The sequence below is a fragment of the Streptococcus sp. 2100 genome (genome assembly GCF_013276335.1).
Classification (GTDB): Bacteria; Bacillota; Bacilli; order Lactobacillales; family Streptococcaceae; genus Streptococcus; species Streptococcus pseudopneumoniae.
On record NZ_VMKV01000031.1, the window covers coordinates 55,457 to 75,212 of the forward strand.

Consider the following 19,756-nt stretch of genomic DNA (forward strand, 5'->3'; position numbering starts at 1 on the left):
ATAGTATTAAGTCGTATCAAGGCTCTTTCCATAAAGGAAAGGAGCAAATGCCATGTCAGAAAAAAGACGTGACAATAAAGGTCGAATCTTAAAGACTGGAGAGAGCCAACGAAAAGACGGAAGATACTTATACAAATATATAGATTCATTTGGAGAACCGCAATTTGTTTACTCGTGGAAACTTGTGGCTACAGACCGAGTACCAGCAGGAAAGCGTGATTGTATCTCACTTAGAGAGAAAATCGCAGAGTTACAGAAAGACATTCATGATGGTATTGATGTTGTAGGAAAGAAAATGACACTCTGCCAGCTTTACGCAAAACAGAACGCTCAAAGACCAAAGGTTAGAAAAAACACTGAAACTGGACGCAAATATCTTATGGATATTTTGAAGAAAGACAAGTTAGGTGTAAGAAGTATTGACAGTATTAAGCCATCAGACGCTAAAGAATGGGCTATTAGAATGAGTGAAAATGGTTATGCTTATCAAACCATCAATAACTACAAACGTTCTTTAAAGGCTTCATTCTATATTGCTATACAAGATGATTGTGTTCGGAAGAATCCATTTGACTTTCAACTGAAAGCAGTTCTTGATGATGATACTGTCCCTAAGACCGTACTAACAGAAGAACAGGAAGAAAAACTGTTAGCCTTTGCAAAAGCTGATAAAACCTACAGCAAAAATTATGATGAAATTCTGATACTCTTAAAAACAGGTCTTCGTATTTCAGAGTTTGGTGGTTTGACACTTCCAGATTTAGATTTTGAGAATCGTCTTGTCAATATAGACCATCAGCTATTGAGAGATACTGAAATTGGGTACTACATTGAAACACCAAAGACCAAAAGTGGCGAACGTCAAGTTCCTATGGTTGAAGAAGCCTATCAAGCATTTAAGCGAGTGTTAGCGAATCGAAAGAATGATAAGCGTGTTGAGATTGATGGATATAGTGATTTCCTCTTTCTTAATAGAAAGAACTATCCAAAAGTGGCAAGTGATTACAACGGCATGATGAAAGGTCTTGTTAAGAAATACAATAAGTATAACGAGGATAAATTGCCACACATCACTCCACATAGTTTGCGACATACATTCTGTACCAACTATGCAAATGCAGGAATGAATCCAAAGGCATTACAGTACATTATGGGACATGCTAATATAGCCATGACGCTGAACTATTACGCACATGCAACATTCGATTCTGCAATGGCAGAAATGAAACGCTTGAATAAAGAGAAGCAACAGGAGCGTCTTGTTGCTTAGTAGTACAAATGAATTTACTACTTATTTACCACTTCTGACAGCTAAGACATGAGGAAATATGCAAAGAAACGTGAAGTATCTTCCTACAGTAAAAATACTCGAAAGCACATAGAATAAGGCTTTACGAGCATTTAAGAAAATATAAAAAGATAATTAGAAATTTATACTTTGTTTAATGTAAAAAATAAGGGTCTTGAAAAAATCCAGAGAGGCATTACAATCTTACAAGATTTAGAGTATGTAGATGGTGCAAGATACTATGAAAACTATTTTGCAAATCAGCTTTCAAATGAAGATTTGTAATATATTCTCGTTACATCGACTGATGAAAAATAAATAGCCTTGTATATGGAGTGATAAATAGCAGTATCTAGGAGTTAGAGTTCCTATTTTCAGAAAAAATATATTACAAAAAAGTGGGGAGTCCCACTTTTTTTGTTATACTGGCTTCAATAGAATACTCTTTGAAATATGTAGAAAGGCCTGTTATGAAACTATTCTTAAGACATCATTTATTTAGGATACTTACCTTATCAAGGTTTTTGAGCTCAAGTGGAGCTTATATTTATAATCTGGTATTTATCGTTTATGCTGCGAGTCTACCCTTTAAAAATATAGCTGTATTTATGGCGAATATGATTACGATTTTACCTTTCCTATTTACTTTTTATGTTGGGATTAAGGCTGATCATACTCGGAATAAAGCAAGGACAATTATCTGGGTTGGTTGTGTGCAAAGTCTGCTATTTCTTTTGATTGCTAGTGTGATTCATGACCAGAACTTCGTAACGTTTGCTTTTATCTGTATGGTTAATATCTGTTCAGATATTTTATCAGATTATACAGCAGGCCTTCGTATGCCGATTATCCAGCATAATATTTCGGAAGATAAGCTCTATGAAGCTTATTCCTTTACTCAGTTTGTCTCCTATTTATCAAATCTAGGAGGTCAAGCCTTAGGAGTGTGGTTACTCACAACCAGCAATCAAAATTTTTCTTTTGTTGCGATTGTGAATGCTGGTTTCTTTTTACTATCTTCTCTCATTTTGTTCAAAAATAGCAGAGAATTGACGCATTTGTCTGTAACGGTAGAGAATGAGCCTATTAGTTTACTTCAACAAGTTAAGGCAATCTATGCGGACATGGATAATATATTTAGACAGAGAGAAAGTAAATCATTGCTTAAAATTATCCTTGTCATTTTGGTAATGAATACTTTGGGAGGAGCTGTTGGAGGTATTTATCACTTTTACTTATTAGACCATACTATCTATCATCTCAGCTATGCTCAGGCCCTATTTTTAATCGAATGTGTTAGCTTGGGAGGAGCTATTCTTGGTAGCTTAACTCCCCATGATTATTTTGGTAAATTGTCTTTTTCAAGTTTGCTATCGCTCAATGCAAGTCTGTTTGTCTTGCTTGCTACTGCTAATATTTTAGATTTTTCTCCTCTAGTAGGTGTTGTTTGCTTAGCCTTTGTCATGTATTTGATGTCGAAATCAATGCCTAAATTAGATACTCTGTTACTGTCTAATTTGAGTGCGGATGTATTAGCTAGAAGTAATAATCTCTTGAGTATGATTTTTTCCCTAACATTACCCTTGGGGATGTCTGTATTTTCCTTCTTAGCTTTGCAAGATATCAGGCTTTGTTGGTGGGTATTTTTGGTAGTGAGTGTGATAGGGTTGATTTTATCACTAGAAAAAAGAAGTTTTTCGGGTAAAAAATTTTAATCTAGGAAAATCAGGCTTACTAGAAGGTCTTCCAGATTTGATCCGTGTGACAACTGTGATCTTGATTTCCCTTGTTGGGGAAACAGCTATGGCCGGTGCGGTTGGAGCTGGTGGTATCGGTAACGTAGCCATTGCCTATGGATTTAACCGTTACAATCACGATGTGACCATCTTGGCAACTATCATTATCATTTTGATTATTTTTAAATTCATACTCAATGAAAATCAAAGAGCAAAGTAGGAAACTAGCCGCAGGCTGCTCAAAACATTGTTTTGAGGTTGTAGATAGAACTGACAAAGTCAGTAACCATATATACGGCAAGGCGACGTTGACGTGGTTTGAAGAGATTTTCGAAGAGTATCAATTCTTGGGAGATTTCCTGACCAAAAAATTGAGCCATAAATAAAAAAGAGCCGCCTGGCTCTTTTTTAGTAATCAGATTTTCTGTGCCAATTTTTTACTCAAGGCTTGTCCAATCAAGGCACCCAATAGGGCTCCGATGACTACACTTGCAACAAATAGAAGGATGGTTCCAGGATTTGGCGCAACCATGATACGGTCGATATATTCTTGGGATTTTCCTCTTGCTAGTAGGGTAGCCATATAGGCTTGGGGCGCAATCCACATAAGTAAGATTGGTCCTGAAGTGCTAAAGGCAAAGAGAATGAAAGAAAGGAAGTTCTTTGTTTGGTTCTTGTATTTTCCGAGGTTAGCTACTACATCTGCTAGGAGGCCACAGATAATTCCAGGAAGGAAGGCACCAGCACCGTGTTTAGTTCCCAAGAAAAAGAGGGCGATGACAAGGCCGATAGTGGTAATGGCTCCAAAGCGCGGAACTTTTGCGACCAGAATCATATAGACGCCACCGCCGACAAGGGCAGTAAAGGCAGGCGCATAAAACATGTTTCCAGTTTGGTCAAGGAGATTGCCCAAAAGGACACCAATCCCCATGCAGAGGAAGTAAAGAACTGCAAAGAGCAGTGTAGTTAAGATAGATTTTTTCATGAATTGTCTCCTGATAATTTTTTCACAATTCTCATTTTACCATGGTTTGGTGGGATTGTAAATGGACACTAGAAGTTTTTGAAAACGCTTGAAATATGATATAATAGTTTCATAGTTATTTTTAGGGGGATATCATGGGGAGATTTTTAGACTTTGTCTTTAATCGTTTCTTTTTAGGGATGATTGCGACAGCCTTCTTTTGGCTATTAACTTTAGCAGGAGGGACTATCCTTGGTCTAGCGCCGGCTAGTGCCACCTTGATGAGCCTATATGCAGAACATGGTTATAGCTTTCGGGAATACAGTTTGAAGGAGGCGTGGTCTCTTTATAAGCAAAATTTTGTCTCAAGCAATCTGATTTTCTATAGCTTTCTAGGAGTGGATTTAGTTTTGGTCTATGGCTTGTATCTCTTGGTACAATTGCCTCATCAGACTATTATTCATTTGATTGCGACCTTTTTGAATGTTCTAGTAGTTGCCCTGCTGTTTTTGGCTTATACAGTATCTTTGAAATTACAAGTTTATTTTGCCTTGTCCTATCGAAACAGTCTCAAACTATCCTTGATTGGCATCTTTATGAGCTTAGCGGCTGTGGCAAAGGTTCTCCTTGGAACTGTGCTACTTGTGGCAATTGGTTACTATATGCCTGCCCTACTTTTCTTTGTAGGAATTGGGATGTGGCATTTCTTTATCAGTGATATGTTGGAACCGGTCTATGAAAGTATCCATGAAAAATTGGCGACAAAATAGAATGAAGCAGTTTTGGCTACATACGCTTCTGAGAACCTACAGTTCAGTGATGATCATTATTATTGCGAGTTTTGCAATCTTACTCTCTTACGCTGACTGGGATTCACGGGAAAAGGAAGCCCAGAGAGTAGCCCAGCGTGTAACTGCTAGAACAGTGAGTGAAATTGAATATTACCATAGAGAGTCAACCCAGATAGCTCAGGCTTTAGTTGAAAATCAAGCTCGTATTGAGGGAATCTATAAATACTTTAGCCTTAGCATGCCAGACTATTTTTACTGGCAATTAGAGCGGAAAGCTTCGCCTTATGTATCAGTCTCTCTGCATGAAAATGTTGATGACCTCTATGTTCGAAATGATTTTGTAACTGGGGTGGCCATTGCTTTTCAAGATTACAAGGAAGTCTATGTTTCTACTAAAGACAAACGTAGTGGAGAAAAAATCAGGGCTGAGGATTTCAAACCAGCAGGAAATAGTTTTGCCATTCCGGTGTCAGATCCAGTGTCAGATCAAGACTTAGGAGTGATTTACATCTCCTTGGATCCTGCTGTTTTATACCATGCCATTGATAATACTAGAGGTCATACTCCGATGGCAGTAACAGTGACCTCACCTTTTGATACGGAGATTTTTCATATTGGTGAAACAGTTGATAAGGAGAGTGAAAATTGGCTTGTTGGCTTAACTTCTCATGGTTATCAGGTTCAGGTGGCAGTTCCTAAAAACTTTGTTTTACAAGGAACAGTGACTAGCTCTGCTTTGATTGTGAGCTTGAGCCTTCTCTTTATTGTCATTCTCTATCTGACGTTGAGGCAAACCTTTGCTAATTACCAAAAGCAGGTGGTGGATTTGGTGAATTCCATCCAAGCTATTGCCCAAGGACAAGAAGGTCTTCGTATTGACACACTTGAAAAGGATCAGGAATTGCTCCTAATCGCGGAGACGACCAATGATATGTTGGATCGATTGGAAAAGAATATCCATGATATTTATCAGCTAGAGCTCAGTCAAAAAGATGCCAATATGCGAGCCCTGCAGGCGCAAATCAATCCTCATTTTATGTATAATACGCTGGAATTTTTACGTATGTACGCAGTCATGCAGAGTCAAGATGAGTTAGCAGATATCATTTATGAGTTCAGTAGTCTCTTGCGTAACAATATTTCTGACGAAAGAGAAACTCTTCTCAAACAGGAATTAGAATTTTGCCGTAAATATAGCTATCTCTGCATGGTTCGCTATCCCAAGTCCATTGCCTATGGTTTCAAGATAGACCCAGAGTTAGAGAATATGAAGATTCCCAAGTTTACCTTGCAACCGCTGGTAGAAAACTATTTCGCGCATGGTGTTGACCACAGACGGACAGATAATGTGATTAGCATCAAGGCGCTTAAACAGGATGGTTTTGTAGAAATTTTGGTGGTCGATAATGGCCGTGGAATGTCGGTTGAAAAACTGACAAGTATTCGAGAAAAATTAAGTCAGAGACATTTTGAACACCAAGCCAGTTACAGTGATCAAAAACAATCTATCGGGATTGTCAATGTCCATGAGCGTTTTGTACTCTATTTTGGGGACCGCTATGCCATTAGTGTAGAGTCTGCAGAGCAAGCAGGTGTTCAGTATCGTATTACAATTCAAGATGAGTAGAAAGGGAGAAAATGTATAAAGTATTATTAGTAGATGATGAGTACATGGTGACAGAAGGTCTGAAACGTTTGATTCCCTTTGATAAGTGGGATATGGAGGTCGTCGCAACAGCTAGTCATGCCGATGAAGCCCTAGAATATGTTCAGGAAAATCCTGTCGATGTGGTCATTTCCGATGTCAATATGCCTGACAAAACAGGGCTTGATATGATTCGGGAGATGAAAGAAATCTTACCAGATGCTGCCTATATCCTGCTCTCAGGTTATCAGGAGTTTGATTATGTTAAAAGAGCAATGAACCTTAGTGTGGTGGACTATTTGGTCAAACCTGTTGATAAAGTAGAGTTGGGAAATCTGCTGGAGAAGATTGCAGGTCAGCTCGGCGAGAGAGGAAAGAAAAGTCAGACCCTCAGTCAAGATTTAGACGAGGCTGGATTTGTTAGTTATCTAGGAGGTAAGGAGGATTGGTGGATAGGTCTATCCAAGGAAAAACAAGGCTCCTTCACCATTCCCTACTATGTCTTGGGTCAAGACTGGCAGATTTTTATTTCTGATCAACCCCTAGATGGTTTAGTCGTTACTCCCTTTGAAGCTCCTTATCAAGAACACTTTGAACGCTGGAAGCTGAATGCTGAGAAAGCCCTCTTTTACGGCTCTGTAAATCTACAACAGTCTCAGAGTCTCTTTGCCTACTACGAACCGATTTATAGGGTTATCATTCAGGGGAATCTCAATCAAATCGTAGAAGAGTTGAACCTCTTGGAGAAGGTGGTTCTTGAAAATACACCCCGTGTTCCGATTACCAAACAGCTTTTTATCCAGTTTGTCATGGATGTCTTTCATTTGTTTGAACATCTCAAAGCTGATGATATGACGGACATTGTCAAAACCATTCATGCTATTCAATCCTTCGATGAATTGGTTTCTTATATCAAGGAAACTCTGACCAGCTTTTTCGGTCAATACCGTATGAATGAAAATGTGGTCAGTGTGCTGGAAGTCATTGGTCGTGATTATCAGAAAGAACTTTCTCTCAAGGATATCAGTAAGGATCTTTTTATCAATCCTGTCTATCTAGGGCAGTTGATTAAGCGAGAAACCGATTCGACCTTTGCAGAGTTACTAAACAAACAACGGATTAAGGCTGCTCAGCAGCTCTTGCTTTCAACCAGTGATAGTATCGAAGATATTTGTTATGCTGTTGGTTACAGTAACCTTGGATATTTCTATAAAGTGTTCCGAAAATTGTGCGGAAAATCGCCAAAAGCCTACCGAAAACAGGTAGAAACTATACTATAAGACTTGTATTCCCTTACAAAAGGTGCTATAATATCAATAATAACATCAGGAGGTTCTATCATGAAAAAGAAACCGATTTATCTATGGGTCTTGTTAATCTTGTCTGCCCTTATTTCAGCAATGTCTCTGTTTGGAATGTTGAGTCCCTTACCTAGCAAAGAAGCCCTTCGTGCCGCTCAGAAACAGGTTGCAGGGGTCAGTGCTCAGCAATTAGAAGACAACATCAATTACAGCTATAGAGTAGCAGAATCAACTCATTCTATTTTTAATATGGCCTTGATTGTGCTATCTGCTATTTTAGTTGTAGTAGCGATTGTCTTCCTTGTTCGTAAGAATTTGCAATATGCAAACTATACTTATGTCGGCTATGTTTTGCTAGCCATTATTGGTTCGATTTATGGCTATGTTAGTTTACAGGACGCTGTGCAGTTAGTTCACGATGAAACCATGCGTTTAGGGATAAGTGTTATTTCACAAGCCGTTAGCATTCTCTCTATCGTCATCAATGTTCTTTTCCTAGCCCTTGTCTTCTACAAGATATGGCGTCAGCAGAAAGCCTTGGCAGAAGAAGAGGAAGCAGAAAATCTTGCTTAAGTATTGACAAAAAAGAGCTATCAAGTTACAATCTTGGTAGTTCTTTTTCGATTAAAAATAAAATCATGGAGGAAAATATGAAGACAATTTCTTTAGTTTATATTAGTTTGAGTGGCAATACTGAGAGTTTTGTGACGCGCTTGAAAGACTATCTCTTGTCCCAGTACGAGGGGATTGAGGTCCAAAAGATTCATATCAAAGATTTGGTCAAGGAAGGCCAAGATTTCTATGAAATGGACCATCCCTATGTCGCTTTTTTGCCAACCTACCTAGAAGGTGGGAATGGCGTGGATAACGGAGATGTCGAGATATTGACGACACCAGTGGGGGATTTTATCGCCTATGGTGACAATGCTAGTAAGTGTTTTGGCGTGGTTGGCTCAGGAAATCGTAACTTTAATAACCAATACTGCCTGACAGCTAAGCAATACAGTCAACGTTTTGGTTTCCCTGTCTTGGCTGACTTTGAAATGAGAGGCATGCTGGAAGATATCAAACGTGTTGCAGCGATTATCGCAGATTTGTATGAGTTGGAAAAGGAGAATTAATACTCAATGAAAATCAAAGAGCAAACTAGGAAGCTAGTCGCAGGTTGCTCAAAGCACAGCTTTGAGGTTGCAGATAGAGCTGACGTGGTTTGAAGAGATTCTCGAATAGTATAAAGTTCTTATAAGAGGTGGTTGAAGTTGTTCAACTGTTTTTTGAGTATAAACAGTCTTTAAGAACGTAAAAAAGCATAAGTTCAGGTCTTCAAAACCTTGTTCTTATGCTTTTTATCATAGAAATATTTGCTGAATTTTCTCTTGAAATGAAACCTTATCTTCATCTCGCGCTTGTCCCTTACCCTGCTTTTCCGATTGCGAGTGCGTAGATAAAGAAGATGGCGAAGCCAAAGAGGAAAATCAATCCTGCAATGGCAAGGTGTTTGAGCCAAGAAGGAAGATTTTTGTTTTCACGCGTTACCAAGGCATAATTCAAAAGAGCGAAGAATGGTGTTGTCAGGAAAGAGCCAATCATGGCAAAGCGGAGCATGGTTGATACCTGACCAGCGAAGAACTTGATAATGACGATACCGATGATAGCAGTGATGGTCATCCAGATGTTCAAAGATTTACGATTGTCCTCTTTTTGACTGATTAGCAGTCGGAGAGATTCCTGATTGACGCGAGAATAGCCATCGATAACAGTGATAACTGTTCCAAAGATACATAAGAAGGCAATAAAGGTAATCAAGTAACGGGACCATTCGCCAAGAACAGAGGCATACATGCCCACGAATTGAGAGATGTATTTGGCTGAAGCGGCTTCAACCGCCTGCCCTGTAGGATACTGAATCAGTGCTCCCAGTGCCACAAAGAAGACGGCTAGGATAGCTGTTCCAATATAACCAGTGTTAAAGTCAAACAGAGCGTCTTCTGTGTTAAAGTTGACGGTCTTTCTCTTTTCAGCTGACCAAAGTGAATTGATAGCTGAAATTTCAATAGGAGCCGGCATCCATCCTAGGAGGGAGACGATGAAGGGCAGAGCTGCCATTTGCCAAGGTGTTTTCTCAACAAAATCAGAGCTGTATTCGGGATGCTTGACCGCCGCAATGATAACTGCAAGAACAGTCGCAATGGTCAAAGCAGACATAATCCATTTGACCATGCCGTCTAAAAGTTTGTAGCCTCCAAAGAGTAACATAGCCCAAATGATGGCAACGAGAATGAGGGACCACTGAGTGATGCTAAGACCAATCATTGGGAAGGCGCTGGCGATGATAGCTGAGCACAGAATGGCAACACCAGCCGTGTTGACCATAGCCGAAAAGACATTGAGGATAAAGAAAATCCAGAGATAGAGTTTTCCTTTTTCGGCATAACCTTCAACCAAAGTCTTTCCAGTATCAGCGGTGTATTCAGCACCAAAACGGAAAAATGGATATTTAAAGACATTAGCTAAGATGACCAAGAGAAGTAGAGACCAACCGTAAGAACCGCCAGCTTGAGTGGAAGATACAATGTGAGAACCGCCAACAGCGGCAGTTGCCATTAGGATTCCAGGTCCCATTGCTTTTAGCTTGCTTGCCCAGGTTGATTGATTTAAGGAAATAGCTTGCGACATGATAAATACTCCTTTTTGAATTTTCAGAATAATCTGGATATGTAATCTATATTCTACAAAAAATTTTGGAAAAATGCAAGAGTATTTTGAAAAAAGATAGAAAATTTACAAAGAAGATCTGAAATAACTGTTATGATATAGCGGATTGAAACTAGAATAGTACACCTCTGCTTCTAAAACATTGTTAGAAATCGATTTGACTGTCCTGATCGATTTATCCTGTTCTTATTTCATTTCACTATAGTAAGGTGCAGCAGGATAAAGAAAAACCGAGAAGTTTCTTTCTCGGATTTGCTTATTATGAGGTGCCTATTTTCTATGCTCCAAGAGTTGATTGATGTGATCTACTTTTTTAGCCTCTCTTTTATAGAGAATAGCCCAGATGATGAGATAGACAATCGCAAACTCGATAATGAGCTGGAGGTAGAAAATCCAGTGGAAAGGGAACCAACTAGCAAGAGTTGCTAGTGGGACGAAGCCAGCCAGCATAAGGAAGAAATGAGTCAGAGTGGCACGAAGCATGCTCCAGTCACGGCTGAATAAGCGGTTGCCAAAGTTGAAGAGCATACCAATGGCTGCCCAGATAAGTGTGCAGTAGAGCAAGACCAAGGCACCGTGAACCTGATGCTGATCCATCACTTGACCGATGAGAGAGTAGGGATTTAGTGGTGCGTAGGTATTTGGTGCATAAATGAGTGAAAAGAGGATAGAGAGGATGAGGCCGATAAGAACACCGGCAGCTGCATCGTGAAATACTTGTTTTTTCATAGTTCTAATTTCTCCTTGATGGTTTTTAGATAACGGCGTGAAGAGTAGGTGAAGCTTTCGTTTTTCAAGAAAATTTCTACCAGACCGTTTGGCGTGAGCTTGAGGTGAGAGATGGAATCGATATTGATGATTTCTGATTGGGAAATTTGGATAAAATTGGTTGGCAAGAGTTTAAGAACCTGATAGAGTCGCAAATCAATGCTGTAGGTCTGACTCGCGGTTTCTGCTAGAACCTTCCGATTCTCGATATAGAAGCGCTGAATCTTGCCAATCTCAACTAGATAGACCTGATCATCGATTTTTCCTTTGATTTTTTCTCTTTGGTCCAGATTTTCTGCGAACTCGATGACTTTCTGGACTTTTTCGGTTTCTTGAGGTGCTTGGACAATCAGCTTTTCCTCCTCGTAAGTCTCACTAATCTGTAGTTCTACTTTCATAGTTTTCTCTCCTTTTCAGTTATACAAGGTTGTGATCACTTCCTGTATATCCTTATTAAACATTATTTTATAGCCCATGGCAAGGAACCTTGTCTATGTGGAGGGATTGGGCTCCTATGTGGTGGAGCTTTTCTGTTCTTTCTGAAATATGGTATAATAGCACTAATCAATTTCTAGGAAAATAGATACGGAAAGGGGCTGAAAGATGTCTCATATTATTGAATTACCAGAGGTGTTGGCAAACCAGATTGCAGCTGGGGAGGTCATTGAACGTCCTGCCAGTGTGGTCAAAGAATTGGTAGAAAATGCCATTGACGCGGGTTCTAGTCAGATTATCATTGAGATTGAGGAAGCTGGTCTCAAGAAGATTCAAATCACAGATAATGGTCATGGAATTGCCCACGATGAGGTGGAATTGGCCTTGCGTCGCCATGCGACCAGTAAGATAAAAAATCAAGCAGATCTCTTTCGGATTCGGACGCTTGGTTTTCGTGGTGAAGCCTTGCCTTCTATTGCGTCTGTTAGTGTCTTGACTTTGTTGACGGCGGTGGATGGTGCTAGTCATGGAACCAAGTTAGTCGCACGTGGGGGTGAAGTTGAGGAAGTCATCCCAGCGACTAGTCCTGTGGGAACTAAGGTTTGTGTGGAGGATCTCTTTTTCAACACGCCTGCCCGTCTCAAGTATATGAAGAGCCAGCAAGCAGAGTTGTCTCATATCATTGATATCGTCAACCGTCTGGGCTTGGCCCATCCTGAGATTTCTTTTAGCTTGATTAGTGATGGCAAGGAAATGACGCGGACAGCAGGGACTGGTCAATTGCGCCAAGCAATCGCAGGGATTTACGGTTTGGTCAGTGCCAAGAAGATGATTGAAATTGAGAACTCTGACCTAGATTTCGAAATTTCAGGTTTTGTGTCCTTGCCTGAGTTGACTCGGGCTAACCGCAATTATATCAGCCTCTTTATCAATGGCCGTTATATCAAGAACTTCCTGCTCAATCGTGCAATTCTTGACGGCTATGGCAGTAAGCTCATGGTGGGGCGTTTTCCACTGGCTGTCGTTCACATTCATATCGACCCTTATCTAGCGGATGTCAATGTGCATCCAACCAAGCAAGAGGTGCGGATTTCCAAGGAAAAAGAACTGATGACGTTGGTCTCAGAAGCTATTGCAAATAGTCTCAAGGAACAAACCTTGATTCCAGATGCCTTGGAAAATCTTGCCAAATCGACCGTGCGTAATCGTGAGAAGGTGGAGCAAACTATTCTCCCACTCAAAGAAAATACGCTCTACTATGAGAAAACTGAGCCGACAATACCTAGTCAAGCTGAGGTGGCTGATTATCAGGTAGAATTGACTGATGAAGGGCAGGATTTGACCCTGTTTGCCAAGGAAACCTTGGACCGATTGACCAAGCCAGCAAAACTGCATTTTGCAGAGAGAAAACCTGCTAACTACGACCAGCTAGACCATCCAGAGTTAGATCTTGCTAGCATCGATAAGGCTTATGACAAACTGGAGCGAGAAGAAGCATCCAGCTTCCCAGAGTTGGAGTTTTTCGGACAAATGCACGGGACTTATCTCTTTGCCCAAGGGCGAGATGGACTTTACATCATAGATCAGCACGCTGCTCAGGAACGGGTCAAGTACGAGGAGTACCGTGAAAGCATTGGCAATGTTGACCAGAGCCAGCAGCAACTCCTAGTGCCCTATATCTTTGAATTTCCTGCGGATGATGCCCTGCGTCTCAAGGAAAGAATGCCTCTCTTAGAGGAAGTGGGCGTCTTTCTAGCAGAGTACGGAGAAAATCAATTTATTCTACGTGAACATCCTATTTGGATGGCAGAAGAAGAGATTGAATCAGGCATCTATGAGATGTGCGACATGCTCCTTTTGACCAAGGAAGTTTCTATCAAGAAATACCGAGCAGAGCTGGCTATCATGATGTCTTGCAAGCGATCTATCAAGGCCAATCATCGTATTGATGATCATTCAGCTAGACAACTCCTCTATCAGCTTTCTCAATGTGACAATCCCTATAACTGTCCTCACGGACGTCCTGTTTTGGTGCATTTTACCAAGTCGGATATGGAAAAGATGTTCCGACGTATTCAGGAAAATCACACCAGTCTCCGTGAGTTGGGGAAATATTAAAAGTATAAAAAAGTCTGGGAAAAATGTTCAAAATCAGAAAAACGCATAAAATCAGGTGTTCAAAAACCTTGATTTTATGCGTTTTATCATAGAAATATTTACTTCATTTTTTCCTAATTCTTTTCGAAAATCTCTTCAAACCAGGTCAGTTTTATCAGTAATCTCAAAACAGTGTTTTGAGCTAATTTTGCTAGTTTTGTCTGTAACATCGAAGTTGTGTTTTACCACTCTGCGACTGGTTTCCTAGTTTGCTCTATGATTTTCACAGAGTATTAAATTGCGATTTTGCCAAGTTTCTTTATTCGTCTAAAAGTAGAGTCTGTTCTATGCGTCTAATGTACGAATTAGGTTGACCATTTCAATAGCGCCTTGTGCACACTCAGAACCCTTATTTCCTGCTTTAGTGCCAGCTCGTTCTATGGCTTGTTCAATTGTATCTGTCGTTAGCACACCAAACATAACTGGGATTTCGCTATTTAAACTGATTTGGGCGATTCCCTTAGATACCTCGCTACATACATAATCATAATGACTTGTATTCCCTCTAATGACAGCTCCCAAGCAGATAATTGCATCATATTTTTTACTTTTTGCCATTTTTGATGCAATCAGAGGTATTTCAAAAGCTCCTGGAACCCAGGCCACCTCGATATCTTTCTCGTTTACATTCTCTCTTTTGAGATTATCCAGTGCTCCAGATAATAATTTTGAAGTTATAAATTCATTAAATCTCGCTACAACAATACCGATTTTAATATCGTTCGCTACTAAATTACCTTCATAAGTGTTCATTTATTTTTCCTCCATATTTAAAATGTGACCCATTCGATTTTTCTTTGTTTCTAAATAAAAACTATCGTAAGGATTGGCTTCTATTTCGATTGGTATTCTACTGGAAATGGTAATTCCATATTTTTCTAACTGTTCAACTTTGTCAGGATTATTTGTCAGTAAATGTAGTGACTGTAGTCCTAGGTCTTTAAGCATTTGTGCTCCAATATGATATTCTCTTAAATCACCTTCAAAGCCTAATGCAAGATTGGCATCAAGCGTATCCATGCCTTGATCTTGTAAATGATAGGCTTTTAATTTATTGATAAGTCCAATTCCTCGTCCCTCCTGTCGCAAGTAAAGTAAGACACCCGAACCATTCTCAACAATCATTTTCATAGCTTTATCGAATTGCTGTCCACAATCGCAACGTAAAGAGCCTAAAACATCTCCTGTTAAACATTCGGAGTGGACCCGACATAATACATTGGCTTCATCCTCTATGTTTCCCATAATAAGAGCAAGATGATGTTCCCCATTTAGTTTATCTATATAGCTAATTGCTTTGAAATTACCGTATCTAGTAGGCATATTGACAGTTGAAACTCGTTCTACCAGCTGATCATATACTTTTCTATATTCTTGTAATTCTTTGATGGTAATTAGTGGAATCTTGTGTTTCTTCGAGAACTGAATTAAATCATCTGTTCTCATCATTTTGCCATCATGATTCATTATTTCACAACATAGGCCACACTCTTTTAGTCCAGCTAATTTTAATAAATCAACAGTTGCTTCTGTGTGTCCATTTCTTTCTAGAACACCACCTTTTTTTGCAATTAAAGGAAACATGTGTCCTGGCCTGCGAAAATCAGAGGGTGTTATATCTTCAGCTACACACATACGTGCGGTCAGTCCTCTTTCCTCGGCAGAAATACCTGTGGTCGTTTCTTTATAATCAATTGAAACTGTAAAAGCAGTCTTATGATTATCTGTATTGTTTTCAACCATAGGTGAAAGCATTAATTGATTAGCTAAACTTTCGCTCATAGGCATACAAATTAATCCTTTGGCATAAGTAGCCATAAAATTAACATTTTCTGTTGTAGCTGCTTGTGCAGAACAAATTAAGTCTCCTTCATTTTCTCTATCCTTATCGTCTATAACAAGAACAAGTCGTCCCTTCTGCAATGCTTCTAATGCTTCTTGTATTTTTCGATATTCCATTGACTGATTATCCTTTCTGCTAAAATCCATTTTGATATAATAGTTCCTTAGATATTTCTGATTTTGGAGAATTATCCATCAGTTTTTGCACATATTTACCTAAGATATCATTTTCAAGATTTACTGTACTCCCGACTTGTTTACTCTTAAGAATGGTTTGTTCCAAGGTATGAGGGATAACAGATACTGAAAAGTTTACTTTGGAGACTTTAGCGACAGTCAAACTAATGCCGTCAATTGTAATAGATCCTTTTTCAACTATTAAATCTAAAATTTCTTTTTGTGTGTTGATTTGATACCATACAGCATTATCATCTTTTTTTATTGACGAGATTTTTCCTGTACCATCAATGTGTCCTGTAACGACGTGACCCCCAAGTCGACCGTTGACAGATAAGGCTCTTTCTAGATTCACCTCACTTCCATGTTTTAATAGAGTAAGAGCTGTTCGACTCCATGTTTCATTCATTACATCAACTGTAAAGGATTGATGATTGAAATGAGTAACTGTAAGACAGATACCATTTACTGCTATACTATCGCCTAAATGGATATCCGTTAATATTTTTGAGGCTTTAATTGATAGTTTACAATTACGAGAGTCTTTCTGTATTCTTTCAACTTTTCCGATTTCTTCAATTATTCCTGTGAACATGGATAAATCACTTCACTTTCTATGAGATAGTCATTTCCTATTTGAGAAAAAGCATAAGGTTTCAATCTAATAGCGTCATTTGGCAAAGAAATGCCTTCACCTCCGACAGGAAACTTGGCACTGCCTCCAAAAATTTTTGGTGCAATATATATTTTCAGCTCATCAACAATTTGTTGTTCCAAAGCACTCCAATTCATTAGACTGCCCCCTTCTAGAACTAGGCTATCAATCTGCATGTTTCCTAGATGTTGCATTAAACTCGATAAGTCTATATGATTGCCTTTTTTCTTTATGGAAAGTATTTCACAGCCATGATTTTGATATAGCTTCATTTTATTTTTGTCTTCAGAGGAAGTGGCAATGTAAGTTTTAATATCATTTGCTGTTTTTACGATTTTAGAGGTAAGAGGAGTTCGTAAATGTGTATCGCATATGATACGGATAGGATTTTTCCCTTCCTCCAATCTACATGTCAGCAAAGGATCGTCTTGAATAACAGTATTGACTCCCACCATAATTGCACTAACATGGTGTCGTAACTGATGCACATGCTTTCTTGCTTCTTCTTCAGTAATCCATTTGGATTGATTTGTTTTAGTGGCTATTTTTCCATCCATTGACATTGCATATTTCATAAAAACATAGGGTACATGCTGGGTAATATACTTTCTAAAACTTTTTATTAAGTTAAGACACTCATTTTCTAAAATTCCAACAGTAACTTGAAGATTATTTTCCTCAAGTATCTTTACTCCTTTTCCAGATACAATAGGATTACAGTCTAGGCTTCCAATGACTACTCTTGTAATACCACTATCGATTATAGCATCTATACAGGGAGGTGTTTTCCCGAAGTGACAACAGGGTTCAAGTGTTACATAAAGCGTCGCTCCGACAGGGGATTTTCTACAGTTTTTAAGAGCATTTCTCTCAGCATGTGGGCCACCAAAAAACTCATGATAACCTTGTCCGATGATGTGATTATCTTTTACAATAACTGCGCCGACCATAGGATTGGGGTTGACGTAACCAGCCCCTTTTTGTGCCAGTTTTATTGCTAATTTCATATATTTTGAATCGCTCATCTCACTACCTCCAAAAAATATACCTTGAATAGGGAACTACTCAAGGCATACAAAAGAAAACTTATGCGATTAACAAAAATGCTCTGAAATGACAAGTAATCATTTCAGAGCACGCAAAAAGCACAAATATACTTTTATCTTCTTTCATCCAGACTATACTGTCGGCTTTGGAATTTCACCAAATCATGCCTTTCGGCTCGTGGGCTATACCACCGGTAGGGAATTGCACCCTGCCCTGAAGATAGTTATTCAATTACAGATGATTATAGTACTTAATTTTGAATATGTCAACAGATAAATACCGATTGTTTTTGATATACTGTATTTGTGATAATCGATTCTCGCTCCTCGGATAAAGAAAATATGATATACTAGATAAACGAAATAAGAGAGAAGGAACACTATGTACGCATATTTAAAAGGAATCATTACCAAAATTACTGCCAAATACATTGTTCTTGAAACCAATGGTATTGGTTATATCCTGCATGTGGCCAATCCTTATGCCTATTCAGGTCAGGTTAATCAGGAGGCTCAGATTTATGTGCATCAGGTTGTGCGTGAGGACGCCCATTTGCTTTATGGATTTCGCTCAGAGGATGAGAAAAAGCTCTTTCTTAGTCTGATTTCGGTTTCTGGGATTGGCCCTGTATCAGCTCTCGCCATTATCGCTGCCGATGACAATGCTGGCTTGGTTCAAGCCATTGAAACCAAGAACATCACCTACTTGACCAAGTTCCCTAAAATTGGCAAGAAAACAGCCCAGCAGATGGTGCTGGACTTGGAAGGCAAGGTAGTAGTTGCAGGAGATGACCTTCCTGCCAAGGTCGCAGTGCAAGCAAGTGCTGAAAACCAAGAATTAGAAGAAGCTATGGAAGCCATGTTGGCTCTGGGTTACAAGGCAACAGAGCTCAAGAAAATCAAGAAATTCTTTGAAGGAACGACAGATACAGCTGAGAACTATATCAAGTCGGCCCTTAAAATGTTGGTCAAATAGGAGCAGAGAATGACAAAACGTTGTTCGTGGGTCAAGATGACCAACCCGCTCTACATCGCCTATCATGATGAGGAGTGGGGTCAGCCCCTCCATGATGACCAAGCATTGTTTGAGTTGTTGTGTATGGAAACCTATCAGGCAGGCCTGTCTTGGGAAACGGTACTCAACAAACGCCAAGCTTTCCGAGAAGCCTTTCATAGCTATCAAATTCACTCAGTCGCAGAGATGACTGACACTGAATTGGAAGCCATGCTGGAGAATCCAGCTATCATTCGAAATAGAGCCAAGATTTTTGCTACACGCGCTAACGCCCAAGCCTTTCTACAGTTACAGGCAGAGTACGGCTCTTTTGATGCCTATCTTTGGTCTTTTGTTGAGGGGAAAACTGTCGTTAACGATGTTCCTGATTATCGCCAAGCCCCAGCTAAAACACCCTTATCTGAGAAATTAGCCAAAGATCTCAAAAAACGAGGCTTCAAGTTCACAGGCCCAGTCGCTGTTTTGTCCTTTATGCAGGCTTCAGGGCTAGTTGATGACCACGAGAATGATTGTGAGTGGAAAGGTCTTAAATGATGTCTAACAAAAATAAGGGAATTCTGATTTTTGCGATTCTCTATACAGTCCTCTTTGTGTTTGATGGCGTTAAATTGCTGGCTTCTTTAATGCCATCTGCCATTGCAAATTATCTAGTTTATGTAGTTTTAGCTCTATATGGTTCTTTTTTATTTAAGGATAGATTGATCAAACAATGGAATGAGATTAGAAAGACTAAAAGGAAATTCTTCTTTGGCGTCTTAACAGGATGGCTTTTTCTCTTTCTGATGACTGTTGTCTTTGAATTTGTATCAGAGATGTTGAAGCAGTTTTTTGGGCTAGTCGGACAAGGTCTAAACCAGTCGAATATTCAAAGCACTTTTCAAGAGCAACCAATACTGATAGCTGTTTTTGCTTGTGTTATTGGATCTCTGGTAGAAGAATTAATTTTCCGTCAAACTCTATTGAGATATTTGAGAAAAAGTCTGCCAACTTGGCTGAGTATCTTTATAGCCGGCCTTGCTTTTGCCTTAACTCATATGCACAGCTTGGATCTATCCGAGTGGGTCGGTGCAGTCGGTTATCTAGGTGCTGGCCTTGCCCTTTCTATTACTTATGTGAAAGAAAAGGAGAATATCTACTATCCTCTACTTATTCACATGTTAAGCAACAGCCTCTCCTTGATCATTTTAGCTATCAGTAGTATGTGATGAAAATACCAGTAAT

At 39.4% G+C, this 19,756-nt stretch carries 20 protein-coding genes, 1 pseudogene and 1 riboswitch; of the genes and pseudogenes, 12 read left to right on the forward strand and 9 right to left on the reverse strand.

The features are described from left to right. Nucleotides 1–52 precede the first annotated feature (52 nt). The 3 genes and pseudogenes from HT669_RS05115 to HT669_RS05125 all read left to right on the forward strand — a co-directional run. A complete protein-coding gene (locus HT669_RS05115) occupies nucleotides 53–1,270 on the forward strand; it encodes a tyrosine-type recombinase/integrase (RefSeq protein ID WP_001291561.1) in 1,218 nt (405 codons plus the stop codon). Between the two features lie 488 nt (nucleotides 1,271–1,758). After that, a complete protein-coding gene (locus tag HT669_RS05120) occupies nucleotides 1,759–3,003 on the forward strand; it encodes a transporter (protein WP_172922152.1) in 1,245 nt (414 codons plus the stop codon). A gap of 22 nt (nucleotides 3,004–3,025) precedes the next feature. Beyond that, a pseudogene (locus tag HT669_RS05125) lies at nucleotides 3,026–3,244 on the forward strand (hypothetical protein); the annotation flags it as partial. A gap of 19 nt (nucleotides 3,245–3,263) precedes the next feature. On the opposite strand, the gene HT669_RS05130 reads toward HT669_RS05125, so the two are convergent. Both HT669_RS05130 and HT669_RS05135 read right to left on the reverse strand, forming a co-directional pair. After that, complete coding sequence (locus HT669_RS05130) at nucleotides 3,264–3,404, reverse strand: hypothetical protein (protein ID WP_172922611.1); 141 nt, start codon at nucleotides 3,402–3,404, stop codon at nucleotides 3,264–3,266. Between the two features lie 35 nt (nucleotides 3,405–3,439). After that, on the reverse strand, nucleotides 3,440–4,009 hold the full coding sequence (locus HT669_RS05135; RefSeq protein WP_172922151.1) for an MptD family putative ECF transporter S component: 570 nt from the start codon (nucleotides 4,007–4,009) through the stop codon (nucleotides 3,440–3,442). A gap of 134 nt (nucleotides 4,010–4,143) precedes the next feature. Here HT669_RS05135 and HT669_RS05140 point away from each other — a divergent pair, with 134 nt between their 5' ends. From HT669_RS05140 to nrdI, 5 genes are all read left to right on the forward strand, one after another. Continuing rightward, on the forward strand, nucleotides 4,144–4,758 hold the full coding sequence (locus tag HT669_RS05140; protein ID WP_172922150.1) for a DUF624 domain-containing protein: 615 nt from the start codon (nucleotides 4,144–4,146) through the stop codon (nucleotides 4,756–4,758). Continuing rightward, nucleotides 4,736–6,406: a sensor histidine kinase gene (locus HT669_RS05145; protein ID WP_345789517.1), complete on the forward strand. Its 1,671-nt coding sequence runs from the start codon at nucleotides 4,736–4,738 to the stop codon at nucleotides 6,404–6,406. The genes HT669_RS05140 and HT669_RS05145 overlap by 23 nt, the downstream gene beginning before the upstream one ends. Nucleotides 6,407–6,417: 11 nt before the next feature. Next, the gene (locus HT669_RS05150; protein WP_172922149.1) at nucleotides 6,418–7,704 is read left to right on the forward strand and encodes a response regulator transcription factor; all 1,287 of its coding nucleotides are present in this window, start codon (nucleotides 6,418–6,420) and stop codon (nucleotides 7,702–7,704) included. A gap of 60 nt (nucleotides 7,705–7,764) precedes the next feature. Beyond that, a complete protein-coding gene (locus HT669_RS05155; RefSeq protein WP_172922148.1) occupies nucleotides 7,765–8,298 on the forward strand; it encodes an ABC transporter permease in 534 nt (177 codons plus the stop codon). A gap of 77 nt (nucleotides 8,299–8,375) precedes the next feature. After that, nucleotides 8,376–8,846 (forward strand): class Ib ribonucleoside-diphosphate reductase assembly flavoprotein NrdI, encoded by a 471-nt coding sequence (gene nrdI / locus HT669_RS05160; protein WP_050209058.1) that lies wholly within the window; start codon nucleotides 8,376–8,378, stop codon nucleotides 8,844–8,846. A 292-nt stretch (nucleotides 8,847–9,138) separates the two neighbouring features. Here the strand turns inward: nrdI and HT669_RS05165 are convergent, their stop codons facing one another. From HT669_RS05165 to HT669_RS05175, 3 genes are all read right to left on the reverse strand, one after another. After that, nucleotides 9,139–10,401, reverse strand: a complete 1,263-nt coding sequence (locus HT669_RS05165; protein ID WP_000075789.1) for an NRAMP family divalent metal transporter — start codon at nucleotides 10,399–10,401, stop codon at nucleotides 9,139–9,141. Between the two features lie 309 nt (nucleotides 10,402–10,710). Further along, nucleotides 10,711–11,169 carry a DUF3021 domain-containing protein gene (locus HT669_RS05170; RefSeq protein WP_023939708.1) on the reverse strand — a complete coding sequence of 153 codons (459 nt, stop codon included), beginning with the start codon at nucleotides 11,167–11,169 and terminating at the stop codon, nucleotides 10,711–10,713. Next, the gene (locus tag HT669_RS05175) at nucleotides 11,166–11,606 is read right to left on the reverse strand and encodes a LytTR family DNA-binding domain-containing protein (protein WP_000861956.1); all 441 of its coding nucleotides are present in this window, start codon (nucleotides 11,604–11,606) and stop codon (nucleotides 11,166–11,168) included. The genes HT669_RS05170 and HT669_RS05175 overlap by 4 nt, the downstream gene beginning before the upstream one ends. Nucleotides 11,607–11,811: 205 nt before the next feature. On the opposite strand from HT669_RS05175, the gene mutL reads away from it, so the two are divergent. Further along, nucleotides 11,812–13,761, forward strand: coding sequence for a DNA mismatch repair endonuclease MutL (gene mutL / locus HT669_RS05180; RefSeq protein WP_023939706.1), 1,950 nt, complete (start codon nucleotides 11,812–11,814; stop codon nucleotides 13,759–13,761). A gap of 324 nt (nucleotides 13,762–14,085) precedes the next feature. Here the strand turns inward: mutL and ribE (HT669_RS05185) are convergent, their stop codons facing one another. From ribE (HT669_RS05185) to ribD, 4 genes are read right to left on the reverse strand one after another with little or no spacing between them, the layout of a single operon-like run. Beyond that, nucleotides 14,086–14,553 (reverse strand): 6,7-dimethyl-8-ribityllumazine synthase, encoded by a 468-nt coding sequence (gene ribE, locus HT669_RS05185; protein ID WP_001099497.1) that lies wholly within the window; start codon nucleotides 14,551–14,553, stop codon nucleotides 14,086–14,088. Further along, complete coding sequence (locus tag HT669_RS05190; RefSeq protein ID WP_031222701.1) at nucleotides 14,554–15,759, reverse strand: bifunctional 3,4-dihydroxy-2-butanone-4-phosphate synthase/GTP cyclohydrolase II; 1,206 nt, start codon at nucleotides 15,757–15,759, stop codon at nucleotides 14,554–14,556. Nucleotides 15,760–15,778: 19 nt separating this feature from the next. Continuing rightward, the gene (ribE, locus tag HT669_RS05195) at nucleotides 15,779–16,414 is read right to left on the reverse strand and encodes a riboflavin synthase (protein WP_000493842.1); all 636 of its coding nucleotides are present in this window, start codon (nucleotides 16,412–16,414) and stop codon (nucleotides 15,779–15,781) included. Then, entirely contained in the window at nucleotides 16,399–17,499 is a 1,101-nt protein-coding gene (ribD, locus tag HT669_RS05200; RefSeq protein WP_001284104.1) for a bifunctional diaminohydroxyphosphoribosylaminopyrimidine deaminase/5-amino-6-(5-phosphoribosylamino)uracil reductase RibD, read from the reverse strand. The genes ribE (HT669_RS05195) and ribD overlap by 16 nt, the downstream gene beginning before the upstream one ends. A 132-nt stretch (nucleotides 17,500–17,631) precedes the next feature. After that, a riboswitch (FMN riboswitch) is annotated at nucleotides 17,632–17,746 on the reverse strand. 156 nt (nucleotides 17,747–17,902) lie between these two features. On the opposite strand from ribD, the gene ruvA reads away from it, so the two are divergent. From ruvA to HT669_RS05215, 3 genes are read left to right on the forward strand one after another with little or no spacing between them, the layout of a single operon-like run. Next, a complete protein-coding gene (ruvA, locus tag HT669_RS05205; protein ID WP_000271487.1) occupies nucleotides 17,903–18,496 on the forward strand; it encodes a Holliday junction branch migration protein RuvA in 594 nt (197 codons plus the stop codon). A gap of 9 nt (nucleotides 18,497–18,505) precedes the next feature. Continuing rightward, the gene (locus HT669_RS05210; protein WP_050111754.1) at nucleotides 18,506–19,069 is read left to right on the forward strand and encodes a DNA-3-methyladenine glycosylase I; all 564 of its coding nucleotides are present in this window, start codon (nucleotides 18,506–18,508) and stop codon (nucleotides 19,067–19,069) included. Continuing rightward, a complete protein-coding gene (locus tag HT669_RS05215) occupies nucleotides 19,066–19,740 on the forward strand; it encodes a type II CAAX endopeptidase family protein (protein WP_023939702.1) in 675 nt (224 codons plus the stop codon). Before HT669_RS05210 ends, HT669_RS05215 begins: the two co-directional genes overlap by 4 nt. The last annotated feature ends 16 nt before the right edge of the window (nucleotides 19,741–19,756 follow it).